General features: G+C 58.5%; 8 protein-coding genes and 2 rRNA genes. 9 read left to right on the forward strand and 1 reads right to left on the reverse strand.

The genetic code is table 11. The annotated features are described in order from the left end of the window. Positions 1-11 precede the first annotated feature (11 nt). The 8 genes from Enr13x_RS13885 to Enr13x_RS13920 all read left to right on the forward strand — a co-directional run bounded on the left by Enr13x_RS13885 (position 12) and on the right by Enr13x_RS13920 (position 11,175). A complete protein-coding gene (locus tag Enr13x_RS13885) occupies positions 12-287 on the forward strand; it encodes a DUF350 domain-containing protein (protein ID WP_231744278.1) in 276 nt (91 codons plus the stop codon). Further along, entirely contained in the window at positions 284-1,819 is a 1,536-nt protein-coding gene (locus Enr13x_RS13890; RefSeq protein WP_145386906.1) for a polyamine aminopropyltransferase, read from the forward strand. Before Enr13x_RS13885 ends, Enr13x_RS13890 begins: the two co-directional genes overlap by 4 nt. Then, a complete protein-coding gene (locus Enr13x_RS13895; RefSeq protein ID WP_197456014.1) occupies positions 1,816-3,453 on the forward strand; it encodes a flavin monoamine oxidase family protein in 1,638 nt (545 codons plus the stop codon). Before Enr13x_RS13890 ends, Enr13x_RS13895 begins: the two co-directional genes overlap by 4 nt. 147 nt (positions 3,454-3,600) lie before the next feature. Next, complete coding sequence (locus Enr13x_RS13900) at positions 3,601-4,119, forward strand: SixA phosphatase family protein (protein ID WP_197456015.1); 519 nt, start codon at positions 3,601-3,603, stop codon at positions 4,117-4,119. A gap of 12 nt (positions 4,120-4,131) precedes the next feature. Further along, on the forward strand, positions 4,132-5,295 hold the full coding sequence (locus Enr13x_RS13905) for a metallophosphoesterase (protein ID WP_145386911.1): 1,164 nt from the start codon (positions 4,132-4,134) through the stop codon (positions 5,293-5,295). Between the two features lie 368 nt (positions 5,296-5,663). After that, positions 5,664-7,195, forward strand: a 16S ribosomal RNA gene (locus Enr13x_RS13910). An 889-nt stretch (positions 7,196-8,084) separates the two neighbouring features. Beyond that, a complete protein-coding gene (locus tag Enr13x_RS13915; protein WP_145386913.1) occupies positions 8,085-9,056 on the forward strand; it encodes a hypothetical protein in 972 nt (323 codons plus the stop codon). A 587-nt stretch (positions 9,057-9,643) separates the two neighbouring features. Then, positions 9,644-11,175: ribosomal RNA gene (locus Enr13x_RS13920) — 16S ribosomal RNA — on the forward strand. A gap of 562 nt (positions 11,176-11,737) precedes the next feature. Here Enr13x_RS13920 and Enr13x_RS13925 read toward each other — a convergent pair. Further along, positions 11,738-12,118, reverse strand: coding sequence for a response regulator (locus Enr13x_RS13925; RefSeq protein ID WP_145386915.1), 381 nt, complete (start codon positions 12,116-12,118; stop codon positions 11,738-11,740). Between the two features lie 90 nt (positions 12,119-12,208). Between Enr13x_RS13925 and Enr13x_RS13930 the strand changes: the two genes are divergently transcribed. After that, complete coding sequence (locus Enr13x_RS13930; protein ID WP_145386917.1) at positions 12,209-16,213, forward strand: ATP-binding protein; 4,005 nt, start codon at positions 12,209-12,211, stop codon at positions 16,211-16,213. The last annotated feature ends 17 nt before the right edge of the window (positions 16,214-16,230 follow it).

A 16,230-nucleotide genomic window follows, 5' to 3' on the forward strand; every position in this document is an offset into this window, starting at 1 on the left:
AGATGACTTCGATGAAAGTTTTTCAATTAGCGATGCCGTTAGCGCAAGACGTGCAAGACATGGCGGTCAGCCCGATGCAGTTGCTGGGCGCCCATCTGATTGCCGCCGTGGTTTTCTCGCTCGTCGGGATCGTGGTGTTCGGCTTGTGTCTGTTGTTGATGGAAAAGATCACCCCGTTTTCGATCGTTCATGAGATCGGCGAAGAGCACAATCAGGCCTTGGCGACGATCGTCGCTGCGATCGTGTTGGGCATCTCGATCATCATCGCCGCTGCGATTCTGGGATGATCGACCGCGCGCCGAACTACTTGCTCTATTTGAACGTGCTGGTCATCGCGACGTGCGGGTTGATCTACGAGCTGTTGGCGGGCACGTTGGCGAGTTATCTGTTGGGCGACAGCGTGACCCAGTTCTCGCTGGTGATCGGCGTGTACTTGTCGGCGCTCGGCGTCGGTTCGTGGCTTTCCCGCTACGTCGAAAACCGAGTGGCGCGGACCTTTATCGAGATCGAAATCGCCTTGGCGCTGGTGGGCGGACTTTCGGCGCCGTTGCTGTTCGTCGCGTTCGCCCAGATCACTTGGTTCCGGATTTCCTTGTTCGGATCCGTTTTCGCCATCGGAACGCTGGTCGGGCTGGAGTTGCCGCTGTTGATGCGGATTTTGCGCGAACACTTGGACTTTCGCGAACTCGTCGCACGCGTGCTGACGTTCGATTACATCGGGGCGTTGTTGGCGTCGGTGCTGTTTCCTGTTTTGCTGGTGCCGCGTTTGGGGCTGGTCCGGACGTCGTTGCTGTTCGGGATTCTCAATGCCGTCGTCGGGGTCTGGGGGACGTATCTGTTGCGGCCGCTGCTTTCCAGTCGCGGACTCGGCGCGTTGCGGGGGCGCGGGTTCCTGGTGATCGGATTGCTGGTGGTAGCGTTCATCAAAGCCGACACGCTGACCGACTGGACCGAAGAAGCGATTTTGGAGAACCCGATCGTCTATTCGACGCAGTCGGATTTTCAGCGAATCGTGGTGACGCAGCGGCAGGGCCATTTTCAATTGCACCTCAACGGTCACCTGCAATTCAATTCCAAGGACGAGTATCGCTATCACGAATCATTGGTGCACCCGGCGTTGACGATCGCCGATGAAGCCGAGCATGTTTTGGTGCTCGGCGGTGGAGACGGATTGGCGGTGCGAGAGATCCTGCGCTACGACCGTGTGAAAGCCGTCACGCTGGTGGATTTAGATCCGGCGATGACCGGCTTGGCCACCGATTTTCCACCCCTGGCCGAACTGAACGAACACGCCTTGGCAGACCCGCGGGTGACCGTCGTCAATCGAGATGCCTTTGTTTGGGCAGGCGAGGGCGAAACAAAATTTGATGTGGCGGTGATCGATTTTCCCGACCCGGGGTCTTACTCGGTTGGGAAGTTGTACACGACGCGGTTTTTTCAACTGCTCCGGCGTCGACTGACCGATTCGGCGATCGTCTCGATTCAGTGCACGTCGCCGTTGGTGGCGCCGAAGTCCTATTGGTGCATCTTGAACACCATGCAACAGGCCGGGTTCGATGTGCGTCCGTATCACGCCGCGGTACCATCGTTCGGCGTTTGGGGGTTCGCGCTAGCCGGGATGCAACCGTTGACGGCTGACACCGATGGCGGGTTTCCGATTCGCCATCCGCTGCCCGCTGGCTTGCGTTTTCTGGATTCGAAAACCATGGTCGCGATGTTTCAGATGCCCGCCGACTTGGTTCCGGCCCAGACGAGTGTCAATCGCCTGAACGATCAGGTGTTGGTTCGTTACTATGAACAAGAATGGGGGGCGATGTGAGTGATGTGCATGCCCATCGCCCGGATCGGCTGACACGTCGCGAATTGTTGGCCTACCTCGCCGGCGTTCCGCTGACCGGCTTGGTGGGGTGCGGTTTCCGCGATCGGATTTCGTTTGAGGGACAGTTACTGAGTCCCGATGTTTCGATCGGGCATCGGTTGCGAGACGGCTGGCGACCGCCCGAGCCGACCGAATCGCCACGATCGCATCGTGTGGTGATCGTCGGCGGCGGCATCGCGGGCTTGTCGGCTGCCTGGCAATTGCAGCGTCGCGGGATCGAGGATTTCGTGGTCTTGGAGTTGGAGGGGCAGCCGGGGGGAACGTCGTTGAGCGGGGATCGGGCAGGCTTCCGATTTCCCTGGGGCGCCCATTACGTCCCGGCACCGATGAAAGAAAACGAAGCGTTGGTCGAGCTGTTTGGTGAGCTGGGGGCGATCGTCGCCGTGGCGGAGGATGGCGAGCCCGTTTTTGCCGAACACGCGCTCTGCCGAGAACCCGAGGAACGCGTGTTCTTTCAGGGGCGGTGGATCGGTGGGTTGTATCCACATGCCGGCGCCAGCGACGAGGATTTATCGCAGTTGGAACGTTTTCGTCAGGCCATGCGAGACTGGTCGGCGCGGCGCGATCAAGCCGGGCGACGGATGTTCGCGATTCCAATGTCGCTGGGATCCGATGGTGATGTCGTCCGCAAGCTTGACACCCTTTCGATGGACCAGTGGATGCAGTCGCAGGGGTTCACCTCCCAGCGTCTGCGCTGGCTGGTCGATTATGCTTGCCGCGATGATTATGGTTTGACCAGTCGTCAGACCAGTGCCTGGGCCGGCGTGTTTTATTTCGCGTCTCGGCTGCGACCGGGCAGTGCCCAGTCGCAGCCGGTGATCACGTGGCCGGAGGGCAACGGACGCATCGTTGGATACTTGGCCGATCGATGTGGCACCCGGCTTCGGTGCGGACATGCCGTCACGGCGATCCGCGATACCGGTGCCGAGAGAATCCAGATTCGTGCGTTTGACACGCGATCGTCGACGACGGTGGAGTTTGTTGCCGAAGACGTCGTTTTTGCCGCGCCACAGTTTTTGGCCCCCCACGTCCTGGTCGATTGGAAATCCAGCGGCCGGACGTTGACGTCGTTTCGCTATGGCGGCTGGGTGGTCGCCAATGTTTTTCTGAACGCTCGGCCACAGGAATCCGGCAGCGAAATGTGCTGGGACAACGTCATCTACGACAGTCGATCGCTGGGCTACGTTACCTCAACGCATCAGACCGGCAGCGACCATGGGCCGACGGTGTTGACCTGGTACCAGCCGATGTTGGACGATGATCCACGGGTGTCGCGGGCGGAGTTGATGCGACTTGCGTGGCGCGACTGGGCCAGCGTCGTGGTTTCGGATTTGCGCAAAGCCCACCCGGATATCGGTTCGCTGATCGAGCGAATCGACGTGATGCGTTGGGGGCACGCGATGATTCAGCCTCGCGTGGGCTTTGTCTGGGGCGACCAGCGGCAGGCGGCGGCGCACTCGCTGGGACGCGTCCATTTTGCCGGCACCGACTTGAGCGGCGTCGCGCTGATGGAGGAGGCGTTCGACCGCGGCGTGCGGGCCGCTGATCGATGCCTGGCCTCGCCCGTGGGATAGGCTTCCAGCCTGTCGATCTTGTCGGGAGGTAGCCAGCGTCGCGTCGATTCTCGATGATAATGCCGCGGCGAAGCGAATGCTTCGGTTCGGCCGCACCATCACACGAGGCCAAACGGGCGGAAAACGATGACACATCAGTTGATTTTGATGCGGCACGCAAAAAGCGATCACGACGACCCGGCGCTGTCCGACCACGATCGCCCACTCGCCAAGCGCGGCCGCCGTGACACGCCCAGGATGGCCGATTGGCTCGACGAGCAAGGCTGCGTTCCGGACGTGATCCTCTGCTCGTCGTCGGTTCGGACGCGAGAAACGGCCGAGTTGTTGTTGGATCATTGGGACAAGAAACCCGTCGTGGTGTCCTGTGAAGATTTGTACTTGTCCAGCCCCAACACGATGCTCGAAACCATCGGCAGCGGGCATCGTGATGCGGCCAGCGTGATGGTTTTGGCGCATAATCCAGGGACGGCGGCGCTGGCATCGATGCTGGCCAAACAGTCGCTGGAAATGGTGACGGCGGCGGTGGCGATTTTTGAAGTGGATGATTTGGCCGCGCTCGGGCAGGCGAACGTTTCCGACCACGCACCGCTCTCGCACTTGGTGAAACATTTGGCTACACAGTGCAGTTGCAGACTCACGCACTATGCCAGCCCCAAGACCATTTGACCTTGAATCTTGATGTACGGATTCGCCGCCTGGCTGATTTTCGCGATGGCGCTCGTCGGTCACGGTGGGTTGCACATCGCGATCTACAATCGAGTCAATTGCCTCGGTTGGCCGCGAAAGACGATCAAGCGGATCGTGAAGTTTTTTCTGCTGACGACGCTGGCCATTCCGGCGGCGATTTTGTTTTTCCAATTCGATTCGATTGAGGCAATCCTGTTCCGTGGCGGCAGTTGGAGTCTGCTCGGCCCGGTCACGACCACGTACGGCGTCATCTGTTTGGCGACCTGGATCGTGTTCGGGGTGCCGTGGCTGTTGTGGCGCCCGATTTTTCGGCTGGAATGGGTCGAAGCGCCGCGAAAGGTCAAGGTCGTCGATGTTTCTCAGGCCGTTGAGCATCCGCTGCCGTTGACACGCAAGGCGCGTTGGGAATCCCGTCTTCCCTTCAATCAGATTTTGGATTTGGCGGTCGAAGAAGTCGACTTGCCGGTCGTCGGGTTGCCCGCTGCGCTCGATGGCTATCGGATCGCGCACTTGAGTGACATTCATCTGACCGGCGAAATCCATGCCAGCTACATTCGCTTTGCGATCGAACAGGCGACGCGGTTCCGGCCGGACTTGATCGCTCTGACCGGGGATATCATCGACACCCAGCCATGCATCGATTGGTTGGTCGAGATCTTTTCACCGGCAGAAGCCGTCGACGGTTGCTTTTTTATTCTGGGCAATCACGACACACGCGTGGTCGATTCATGGGAGACACGCAATGCGATGGACCGTGCCGGATGGATCGATCTGGGCAGTCAAACGATGCGGCGCAACCTTCGCGGGGTGACCTGTCGCGTGATCGGCAACGAATATCCCTGGTTCGAGCGGCCGACGCTTGAGCCTTGTGACGCGCAGTTTCGATTGCTGCTCAGCCATAGTCCGGACCAGTTCACGTGGGCGCGACGCAACGGGATTGAATTGATGTTGGCCGGGCACACGCATGGCGGACAAGGGCGGCTGCCGCTTGCCGGTCCGATCCTCAGTCCCAGTTATCACGGCAGTCGTTATGCGTCTGGAGATTTCTATCGTGCGCCGACGACGTTGCACGTCACCCGAGGTCTGGGCGGGGTTCATTTGTGGCGGATCAATTGCCGCCCGGAACTCTCGCTTTTGACGTTACGATCGGTCTAAAACCCCAGCGATTTGAGTGTGGAAAACCTGTTTGTGTTTTTTTCCTGAGAAATGGGTGAAGGACCGTTGACGTGGCCGCGTCTGGCCGCCACAATCCCCGCCCACGTCAGACGCAACGCCGCTTTGAAAGGCTAGCAAAAGACGTGCAACTGATCATTGACAATTTGGTGGTGAAACTTCTGTTGAGTTCAGCATTTGCGAGATCGCTTTGCTGGGAAGCTGGATGCCCTTCGGGGTGTTTTTCCCGGCAGCAAAATGGCGAATCGCTGGGTCGTTAACCGAACGGCCCGGAGCAGAATCAACTTTCGGTTTAACTTTGATTTTCCCGTGTGAGCCAAACTTGTTTGGCGAGCATGTGATGCAATACAAAATTGAAGGGTTTGATCCTGGCTCAGAATGAACGTTGGCGGCGTGGATTAGGCATGCAAGTCGTGCGAGAAGAGTTTTTTGCTTGCATTAAACTCGGACAGCGGCGAAAGGGAGAGTAACGTGTGGTTACATGCCCAGGGGTCCAGGATAGCGTCGGGAAACTGGCGGTAATACTGGATGATATCTTCGGATCAAAGGTGAGATTCCGCCCTTGGATTGGACCGCATACTATTAGCTTGTTGGTGAGGTAATGGCTCACCAAGGCAGCGATGGTTACCGGGTGTGAGAGCATGGCCCGGCTCACTGGGACTGAGACACTGCCCAGACACCTACGGGTGGCTGCAGTCGAGAATCTTCGGCAATGGACGAAAGTCTGACCGAGCGACGCCGCGTGCGGGATGAAGGCCCTCGGGTTGTAAACCGCTGTCAGTTGGAAGGAAGGGCCTGTGCAGAGCAGGTCTTGACCGATCTTCAGAGGAAGGACGGGCTAAGTTCGTGCCAGCAGCCGCGGTAAGACGAACCGTCCAAACGTTATTCGGTATCACTGGGCTTAAAGCGTGCGTAGGCGGCTTGGTAGGTGTGATGTGAAAGCCCACGGCTCAACCGTGGAATTGCGTCGCAAACCCTCAAGCTTGAGGAAGACAGGGGTGTTGGGAACTTATGGTGGAGCGGTGAAATGCGTTGATATCATAGGGAACACCGGTGGCGAAGGCGCAACACTGGGTCTTTACTGACGCTGAGGCACGAAAGCTAGGGTAGCGAACGGGATTAGATACCCCGGTAGTCCTAGCCGTAAACGATGAACACTGGGTTGAGGGGACTTCCACATCCTCTCGGCCGTAGCGAAAGCGTTAAGTGTTCCGCCTGGGGAGTATGGTCGCAAGGCTGAAACTCAAAGGAATTGACGGGGGCTCACACAAGCGGTGGAGGATGTGGCTTAATTCGAGGATACGCGAAGAACCTTATCCTAGATTTGACATGCTTGAGAGTCTCTATGAAAGTAGAGAGTGCCCTTCGGGGAGCTCTTGCACAGGTGCTGCATGGCTGTCGTCAGCTCGTGTCGTGAGATGTCGGGTTAAGTCCCTTAACGAGCGAAACCCTTATCTCTAGTTGCCAGCGGGTCAAGCCGGGGACTCTAGAGAGACTGCCGGTGTCAAACCGGAGGAAGGTGGGGATGACGTCAAGTCCTCATGGCCTTTATGTCTAGGGCTGCACACGTCCTACAATGGTACGGACAAATGGACGCTAAGCCGCGAGGTGGAGCAAATCCCAAAAACCGTGCCTCAGTTCGGATTGCAGGCTGCAACTCGCCTGCATGAAGCCGGAATCGCTAGTAATCGTAGGTCAGCATACTACGGTGAATGTGTTCCTGAGCCTTGTACACACCGCCCGTCAAGCCACGAAAGTTGGGAGGGCCCGAAGTCGCTGAGCGAACAGTTTACTGACGCAGGCGCCGAAGGTCAGCTCGACGATTGGGACTAAGTCGTAACAAGGTAGCCGTAGGGGAACCTGCGGCTGGATCACCTCCTTTCTAAGGATTCTTAGAAATAGGTTTTCACTGGTGACAGTGGGAATCGAATCCGTGGAAGTGATCTCGCGAAGAGAACTCAACAGGGAAGCTTGCTTCCATTTCACCACCAAAAAATCACGAAGACCCGCTTCGGACTGTCGCCAGCCGAAGCGGGTTTTTTCGTGCGCGCTGCGGGAGTTGGGAGTTGGGAGTGGGCAGTGGGCAGTGGGCAGTGGGCCCGCGTTGGTTGCGGGGCGGGTGGGGAAATAGGACCAAGAGGACCTAGGGGACGCATAGGTCCTATCTGTCCCATTGGTCCTATTTCCAATGCGCGGGGACAGACCCCGGGTGCCTGGGGACAGACCCCGGGGTGCCTGGGGACAGACCCCGGGGTGCCTGGGGACAGACCCCGGATGTCTGGGGACAGGCCCCGGGGTCGCGGGGACAGGTCCGCGTGGGGACAGACCCCGCATCGCTTGCCTGGGGACAGACCCCGAACCGCCTGGGGCAGACCCCGAACCGCCTTTTCCATTGGTCCTGTTTTTTCAATGCCCGCCCGGGGGCAGGCCCCGGGTGTCTGTGTGCTGATTGGCGAGGCCTGCAATGATCGCGAGGTGTTGGGGAATGGGACCAAGAGGACCTAGGGGGCGCATAGGTCCTATTTGTCCCATTGGTCCTATTCTTCAGCGCCCGGGGGCAGACCCCAAATCCCCTTCAGCGCTTGCCTGGGGCAGACCCTGAACCGCCTGGGGGGACAGACCCCGGGGCGGCTGTTGAAGTGCGGATTGTGAAATTTAGGCAAAGGTTCTGGCGCATCACGGTGTGAAAGCAAGCAAGTCGATATATTGTGCAGGGGGGCGGCCTGCCCCTCCCCGCGAAGGTTCGCAACTTCTATTTCAACGAGGATTTCATGAACACTTTGAGGAAGTTACCCGCCGCACTCGCAGCCTATTGCCTTGCGGCCGCAATTCATGCCGCCCCGGCACTTGCTCAGACTGTCCCCTTCCATGCAGAAGGTTTTGGCACCTACAGCCCAGCAGAAGGAACCTACGACGCGCCAGGTGTGGGAACGCTGCTGGGGCGCTACGACAATTTCGGAGGCGTTGAAGTGACTCCGACGGATGACCCATTCGTTTTCAGGTTCGAATCCAGCGGGACCAATCTGGGGATTTCCGGTGGAGATGTATTGGAAACAGCATTCCAGGACGGAACGCTCACCGTGACTCCGGTTGAAGGAGAAGAGGGGCTGTTTACAGCCGTTTGGAAAGCGGACGTGGTGGTTATTGGCGGGGCGGGGGTTTACGCCGATGTTGAGTCGCACCGAAAGCCTTTGACGATCGTCGCAATCAACGAGCCCTTCAGTTTCAGCGATGCGGAATGGAAATTCAATTGGACGTTGACTGGCAAGGTCGACCTCGGCGGACCAAACAAGCTTGTCAGTCGTCCGCTAAAGATAAAAGGTGCGGGAGGTGTTTCGGAACTGCCATCCGTTGATACACCGTGGGGAGTCCAGGGAAATGCCAGCGGGCTAGGTCGATACACCAGTCCGCCCATCGATTCTGCTGAGGCCAATCTCGTCTCAGTGGATTCCGATCCGCGGTTCTCGCCTCTCGATGGACGCGTTCCATTTAGCGGAACGTCCACTTTCATTGCCGCAGACGGTTCAGAACTCTCCCTCGATTTCGAAGGCTTTATTTCAATTCTGCCCAACGGGGAGTTGCGCTGGGTCGCCGACTTCAGCCCGGCTGTTGAGAAGTGCAACGGGCGATTCAGTGACGTGGAAGGTGGGAGCGTCGTGATGCTTGCCTCTTCGCCGCCGCTCGCGCCGGGGGGAATCCCCTTTTCATGGTTCGGTGACGGTCACCTGGTCATTTCAAAGTGATGGTGGTCGCGCGGTGTGTCAGGTGTGTCCCCTGAGTCGCCTTGGTTCGATTTCCCCTTGCATCGGCTATGCCACTGGCATCGCCGCGGGGCTTCGCCCCGCGTGTGGTTGCCCCCTGGTGGGACCAGCCGTCAGGCTGGGTAGATTCACCGAAATGTGTGGCAGGTCATTGGTGGTTTACGCGGTTTAGGTTGACTTGGCAGGTGCTGTTCCTGCATGAAACACGGGTGTTTTCGCTGTGAAGAACGTGTTTGCTTTTTTTCTCTCAAAACGGTCCATGAGCCGTTGACGTGGCCGCGTCTGGCCGCCACAATCCCCGCCCACGTCAGACGCAACGCCGCTTTGAAAGGCTAGCAAAAGACGTGCAACTGATCATTGACAATTTGGTGGTGAAACTTCTGTTGAGTTCAGCATTTGCGAGATCGCTTTGCTGGGAAGCTGGATGCCCTTCGGGGTGTTTTTCCCGGCAGCAAAATGGCGAATCGCTGGGTCGTTAACCGAACGGCCCGGAGCAGAATCAACTTTCGGTTTAACTTTGATTTTCCCGTGTGAGCCAAACTTGTTTGGCGAGCATGTGATGCAATACAAAATTGAAGGGTTTGATCCTGGCTCAGAATGAACGTTGGCGGCGTGGATTAGGCATGCAAGTCGTGCGAGAAGAGTTTTTTGCTTGCATTAAACTCGGACAGCGGCGAAAGGGAGAGTAACGTGTGGTTACATGCCCAGGGGTCCAGGATAGCGTCGGGAAACTGGCGGTAATACTGGATGATATCTTCGGATCAAAGGTGAGATTCCGCCCTTGGATTGGACCGCATACTATTAGCTTGTTGGTGAGGTAATGGCTCACCAAGGCAGCGATGGTTACCGGGTGTGAGAGCATGGCCCGGCTCACTGGGACTGAGACACTGCCCAGACACCTACGGGTGGCTGCAGTCGAGAATCTTCGGCAATGGACGAAAGTCTGACCGAGCGACGCCGCGTGCGGGATGAAGGCCCTCGGGTTGTAAACCGCTGTCAGTTGGAAGGAAGGGCCTGTGCAGAGCAGGTCTTGACCGATCTTCAGAGGAAGGACGGGCTAAGTTCGTGCCAGCAGCCGCGGTAAGACGAACCGTCCAAACGTTATTCGGTATCACTGGGCTTAAAGCGTGCGTAGGCGGCTTGGTAGGTGTGATGTGAAAGCCCACGGCTCAACCGTGGAATTGCGTCGCAAACCCTCAAGCTTGAGGAAGACAGGGGTGTTGGGAACTTATGGTGGAGCGGTGAAATGCGTTGATATCATAGGGAACACCGGTGGCGAAGGCGCAACACTGGGTCTTTACTGACGCTGAGGCACGAAAGCTAGGGTAGCGAACGGGATTAGATACCCCGGTAGTCCTAGCCGTAAACGATGAACACTGGGTTGAGGGGACTTCCACATCCTCTCGGCCGTAGCGAAAGCGTTAAGTGTTCCGCCTGGGGAGTATGGTCGCAAGGCTGAAACTCAAAGGAATTGACGGGGGCTCACACAAGCGGTGGAGGATGTGGCTTAATTCGAGGATACGCGAAGAACCTTATCCTAGATTTGACATGCTTGAGAGTCTCTATGAAAGTAGAGAGTGCCCTTCGGGGAGCTCTTGCACAGGTGCTGCATGGCTGTCGTCAGCTCGTGTCGTGAGATGTCGGGTTAAGTCCCTTAACGAGCGAAACCCTTATCTCTAGTTGCCAGCGGGTAATGCCGGGGACTCTAGAGAGACTGCCGGTGTCAAACCGGAGGAAGGTGGGGATGACGTCAAGTCCTCATGGCCTTTATGTCTAGGGCTGCACACGTCCTACAATGGTACGGACAAATGGACGCTAAGCCGCGAGGTGGAGCAAATCCCAAAAACCGTGCCTCAGTTCGGATTGCAGGCTGCAACTCGCCTGCATGAAGCCGGAATCGCTAGTAATCGTAGGTCAGCATACTACGGTGAATGTGTTCCTGAGCCTTGTACACACCGCCCGTCAAGCCACGAAAGTTGGGAGGGCCCGAAGTCGCTGAGCGAACAGTTTACTGACGCAGGCGCCGAAGGTCAGCTCGACGATTGGGACTAAGTCGTAACAAGGTAGCCGTAGGGGAACCTGCGGCTGGATCACCTCCTTTCTAAGGATTCTTAGAAATAGGTTTTCACTGGTGACAGTGGGAACCGAATCCGTGGAAGTGATCTCGCGAAGAGAACTCAACAGGGAAGCTTGCTTCCATTTCACCACCAAAAAATCACGAAGACCCGCTTCGGACTGTCGCCAGCCGAAGCGGGTTTTTTCGTGCGCGCTGCGGGAGTTGGGAGTTGGCAGTTGGCAGTTGGCAGTGGGCCAGCGATGGTTGCGGGGCGGGTGGGGAAATAGGACCAAGAGGACCTAGGGGACGCATAGGTCCTATCTGTCCCATTAGTCCTATTTCCAATGCGCGGGGACAGACCCCGAACCGCCTGGCTCAGCGATGGTTGCGGGGCCTGCGATGGTTGCGGGGCGGTGGGGAATGGGACCAAGAGGACCTAGGGGACGCATAGGTCCTATTTGTCCCATTGGTCCGATTTCCAATGCCTGGGGACAGACCCCGGGTGCATGGGGACAGACCCTGGGTGTCGCGGGGACAGACCCCGGGGTCGCGGGGCTTTGGGGGTGTTGTCGGGCTGGCGATCGAGGGGCCACTGGCGCAGAGAGCGTCAGTGGGATTGATCGAGCAGTTGCTGCAAGTAGTTGGCGATCGAGTTGGAGTCGTTGCCTTTTTCCAGTACCAGCGTGTTCTGCAGTCCGGCGGCTGCGTCGTGGATGCGCGGGTCGACGCGGCCGGTGTACAGGCATGCCGGGGGAGGGTCGCTGAATTGCTGAACTTCTTGAAGGAAATCGGTTCCACTCATCCCGGGCAAATTGAAGTCCACGAGCAGGCAGTCGCAGTCCGCCAATTCCTGGTAGCAAAGCGTTTTTTCGGCGGATTCGAAGGCCACACATTGGTGGCCCAGTGCGGTTATAATCGCGCAGAGCGAATCCCGGACGTCCGGGTCATCCTCGACAATAACGACATGGGCTTGTTTATTGACGGGCATTGCAGGTTAGGCGGGGTGGGTTCCGTTCTGTGTCGGCTTGGATCGTGAGCTGATCCGTCGAATCTTTATTGGTGACGTGGACGCCGGATAGTGGACTTTCTTTCCTACCGAATAGTGTACTTGCTGGCAGCGTTGTTTGTCGCCGGCATCGGCGAAGCGCAGCAAGCGGAGTCTTATCGGCCGCGTCAGCCGGATCCATTTGGGGAATCGTGGCGGATTCGGGCGTTCCCCCAGCTCAAGGGCAGGGAGCTCAGGTCGATCGGAGAGGATGCTCGCGGTGCGATCTGGTTTGGCGTGGCCGACGGGGCGGTATGTTACGACGGGCTTCGCTGGGATGAGTTTGGGGCGTCCCGCAATCTGCCGGGGGCGGCGATCGCGTTCGCTCAGGTGGGGAGCCAGTTTTTTGCCGCCACGTGGTCTTCGATTCATGTGCTTGACCAGGGCCGATTCCGGCAAGTCTTTCCCTTGGACGATGGAGATCGGTGGGTGGTGGAAGGCCTTGCCGCCGGAGCCGATGGTGTTCTCTGGGTCTGCACCGACAAGGGCGCGTTGCGGTTGCGCGGGTCGCCGTCGGGCAGGCAAGGCGATTCATGGCAAGACATGCAGCTGTTCACGACGACTGAGATCGCGGGTGTTCTGCAGGACGAGCCGATTTCCGCTGGGACCCAAGTTCAGGCGGTCGCGGCAGCCGACACGGTCAGGTGGAACACCGGGGTGGGGGTGTGTCTGTACGGTCAGGGCCTCGATGAAAATACCGTCATCGCGGTTGCCGAAAATGGGCCCGCGGCCAAGCAGGGCGTTCGCGTGGGTGACCGAATCGTGGGGGTCGATGGCGAGGCCCGCCGCACGGTGTTTCAACGGGAGCTAGAAGACGACCCCGGGTCGCGGATTCGAATCAGCGTGCTGCCCCAAGACAGTGACGACGTTCTGGATTTGGAGTTGGTGTGTGAATCGATCGAGGGTCGGTATCAGAGGTTTCGGCCGATCCAGATTGCCGACGACGGTCGCGGAACGGTTTGGTTTGCGACGCGATTGGGCAGGATCCTCTCGCTGGAACGCAATCAAGATGGCACACAGAAATGGACTCACCACACGCGTGAGCACGAGCTTCCCGTCATCGCGATGCCCAGCATCGTCGTAACGGATCGTGGCGTTGCCGGTGTGGGGCGAAACACCGCGACGGATTGCTTGCTCCGCTACGACGATGATCGTTGGACGGTGATTGATCTGCCCCGCGGGATTGGATCGTCGATCGAGGCGAGCGATGACGGTGCGTTGTTGGTCGGTACCAACGGTGCGGTGCTGTCGGTCGCTGCGGGCGGTCGGGTGGTCGACCATGGCATGCGCGACCACGGCATTTTCGGAAACGATGTCATTGTCAAGAAGATGTCCGATGGTGCGGTGTGGATCGCGGGCAAAGGGTCGATCGCTCTGCGTCTGGAGCCACAGGGCCAGCGGTGGACGACGTATCGTGGGCTGGTCTACCAAGCTTCCGGTGAAAACGGCGACGAGTGGTTCCTCACCGATCGGTTGTCGGTGGTGCATCACCAAGGGGACCGTTGGCAGGAATTCGATGCGGGCGATGGGCTGATGACGCAGCCATTCCGCGTGATCGTGACGACCGCCGGCGACGTTTGGGCGGCCGGAAGCCATGACGGGGTTGCCGCGACGGCGCGACGGATCGGAGACCGATGGGAGCGGCGGCTGCATCCTGAACTTTCGTGGGCGGTGGATCGGCGTGCGGTGTTTGAAGATCGGGATCAGCGGTTGTGGTTCGGGGCGGCCGTCAATCAACGGGTTCAGGAGGATGACCATGGCGGTGTGATGCGGTTTGATGGGATGCAATGGAAGCACATTCGTCCCACCAATCGCTTGGATTTCGTCTACGGCATCGCCCAAACGCAAGACGGATCGGTGTGGTTTGCCGGGCCGTCGCTGGTGCAAGTCACGCCGGACGACCAATTCGGCACCCCGATTCAGCTTCCATTTGTCGCCCGCGGTTTCTCCGACGCGTTGGCGAACGATCAGGTGGGGGATCTGTGGATCGGCACGCGTGACAAGGGGATCGTGAAGTTGGGCGGCCGTCTGGCTGATGGTCCGGAGTACCCCTGCACGGTCTATGGTGAATCGAATCGGATCTCCAACAATCGCATCAAGAGCATTTTGCCGTTGTCTGACTCGAGCGTCTTGGTCGGCACACCAGCGGGTTTTGATCGATTTGACGGCAAGACCTGGGCGACGGCGGCGCTGCCGTCTGCGTTGGCCTATCGCACGGACTACGGAGCGCTCTACCAGGGTCACTCCGGAGAGTTGTGGTTCAATGAGTCGGGGTTGGCGTACATGGCCCGTGATCTATCCAAGGGGATTCCCCTGAACGAATTGGGTTCGCTGGGAGACAAGTTCAAGACCTATCGCTATCGCCCGGACCGTCAACCGCCGGACACCGTCATCCAGCGTTCGGCATCCCAGGCCACGTTTGGCGAAGTTGTTTCGCTGGCTTGGGGCGGGATGGATCACATGGAAGCAACGCCGCGCGACCAGTTGACGTTCTCGTGGAGTGTTGACGATCAGCCGTGGAGCGAGTTTTTGCCGGCGGTCCAAGTCGATCTGCCGGGGCTGGACGACGGGCTCCATCGTTTCCGGGTCCGCGCCCGTGACGCCGATTTCAACATCGACACGACGCCCGCGGAGATCACGTTTCGAATTTTTCCGGCGCTTTGGCAACGCAGCTGGTTCCAGGGCTTGATGCTGCTGATGATGGTCTTGCTTGGTTTGGCCCTGATTCAAACCGGTCGCGTTTTTCGCCGGGAAGCGTCGCTGCGGACGAGCAATGAGCGGTTGTTGTCGGCCGAGCAGGATCTGCAGCGAGCCAATCAACACTTGGAAAGCCGCGTCGCCCGTCGAACGCGTGAGCTGCGCGAAGCCAATCAGCGGTTGCACGCCAGCGAGGTGCAATACCGATCGATCGTGGAAGACCAAACCGAATACATCGTCCGTTTTGATGTCGATCAGAACGTGACGTTTGTGAACACCGCGTTCTTGCGTGCCAATCGCATCTCTGGCCAGACAGTCAGCGCCCTGTTGCCGGCGGATGTCGTCAGTCGATTGCGGCAACTGGTTGCGAACGTGGAAACCGATGGGCATGCGGGAAGGTCGATCACGTCGTTCCAAGACGCGGACGGTCAGCTGCGATGGGAGCAATGGCATTGTCGCGTTTTGACCGACCAGCTAGGAAATCCGCTGGGCTATCAGGTGGTCGGAAACGACATCACCGATCTGCGAAATGCCCAGAATCGGTTGAGCGAAAAGGAGTTAGAGCTCGCGCACTTGGCCCGCGTTTCGGCGCTCGGCGAAATGGTTGCCGGGATTTCGCACGAGATCAATCAGCCGCTGGCGACGATCGCCAACTTCTCTTCGGCGTCGTTGTTGGTGTTGGACCGTGAGCTGGGTGCCACTGAAAACGTGGAACGCAAAGAGGACGTCCGCCAGTGGATCGAACGCATCAAAGAGCAGACGGAGCGGATCAACAGGATTGTCAACAGTTTGCGGCGATTCGGTCGTCCCGGTAGCAATCTCACCGCATTTGAAATCGAGTCTGCGGTCAATGAGTCGTTGGACCTGTGCGAGTACAGAACGCAAACGGTCGTCGATGAAATCCTCATCGACATCCCCGAAGATCTGCCCAGGGCGTACGCCGATCGGGTTCAAATCGAGCAGGTCTTGGTGAACTTGATTCGCAATGCCGTTGATGCGATGGATGACCCTGCGATCGTCAAGCGGACGTTGAAGATTGTGGCGGTTGCCGAGGAGGGGGTGTTGAAGGTGTCGGTGATCGATTCAGGGCCCGGCATCAAGAAGGATCAAGTCGAGGAGATTTTCCAGACCTTTGTGACCACCAAATCGCAGGGCATGGGGATGGGGCTGGCGATCAGTCGATCGATCATCGAGTCGCATCAGGGCAAACTGTATACAGTCGATGGTGCTGACGGCGCGTGGTTTGAATTCACGATCCCCATCGCGACCGATGGCCAAGGGCGGCCGGTCCAGCTGGGAAGTGCCGATCACGCGCAGCGGTCGCAATCGTTCAGTGCTTAAAGGCCCGGCGGAGCAAC

This window comes from Stieleria neptunia, from assembly GCF_007754155.1.
In the GTDB taxonomy this organism is placed as follows: Bacteria; Planctomycetota; Planctomycetia; order Pirellulales; family Pirellulaceae; genus Stieleria; species Stieleria neptunia.

Coding starts and splice junctions, on each gene's coding strand:
- Enr13x_RS13885 (WP_231744278.1), top strand. CDS start 12: ATGAAAGTTTTTCAATTAGCGATGCCGTTAGCGCAAGACGTGCAAGAC.
- Enr13x_RS13890 (WP_145386906.1), top strand. CDS start 284: ATGATCGACCGCGCGCCGAACTACTTGCTCTATTTGAACGTGCTGGTC.
- Enr13x_RS13900 (WP_197456015.1), top strand. CDS start 3,601: ATGCGGCACGCAAAAAGCGATCACGACGACCCGGCGCTGTCCGACCAC.
- Enr13x_RS13905 (WP_145386911.1), top strand. CDS start 4,132: ATGTACGGATTCGCCGCCTGGCTGATTTTCGCGATGGCGCTCGTCGGT.
- Enr13x_RS13915 (WP_145386913.1), top strand. CDS start 8,085: ATGAACACTTTGAGGAAGTTACCCGCCGCACTCGCAGCCTATTGCCTT.
- Enr13x_RS13925 (WP_145386915.1), bottom strand. CDS start 12,118: ATGCCCGTCAATAAACAAGCCCATGTCGTTATTGTCGAGGATGACCCG.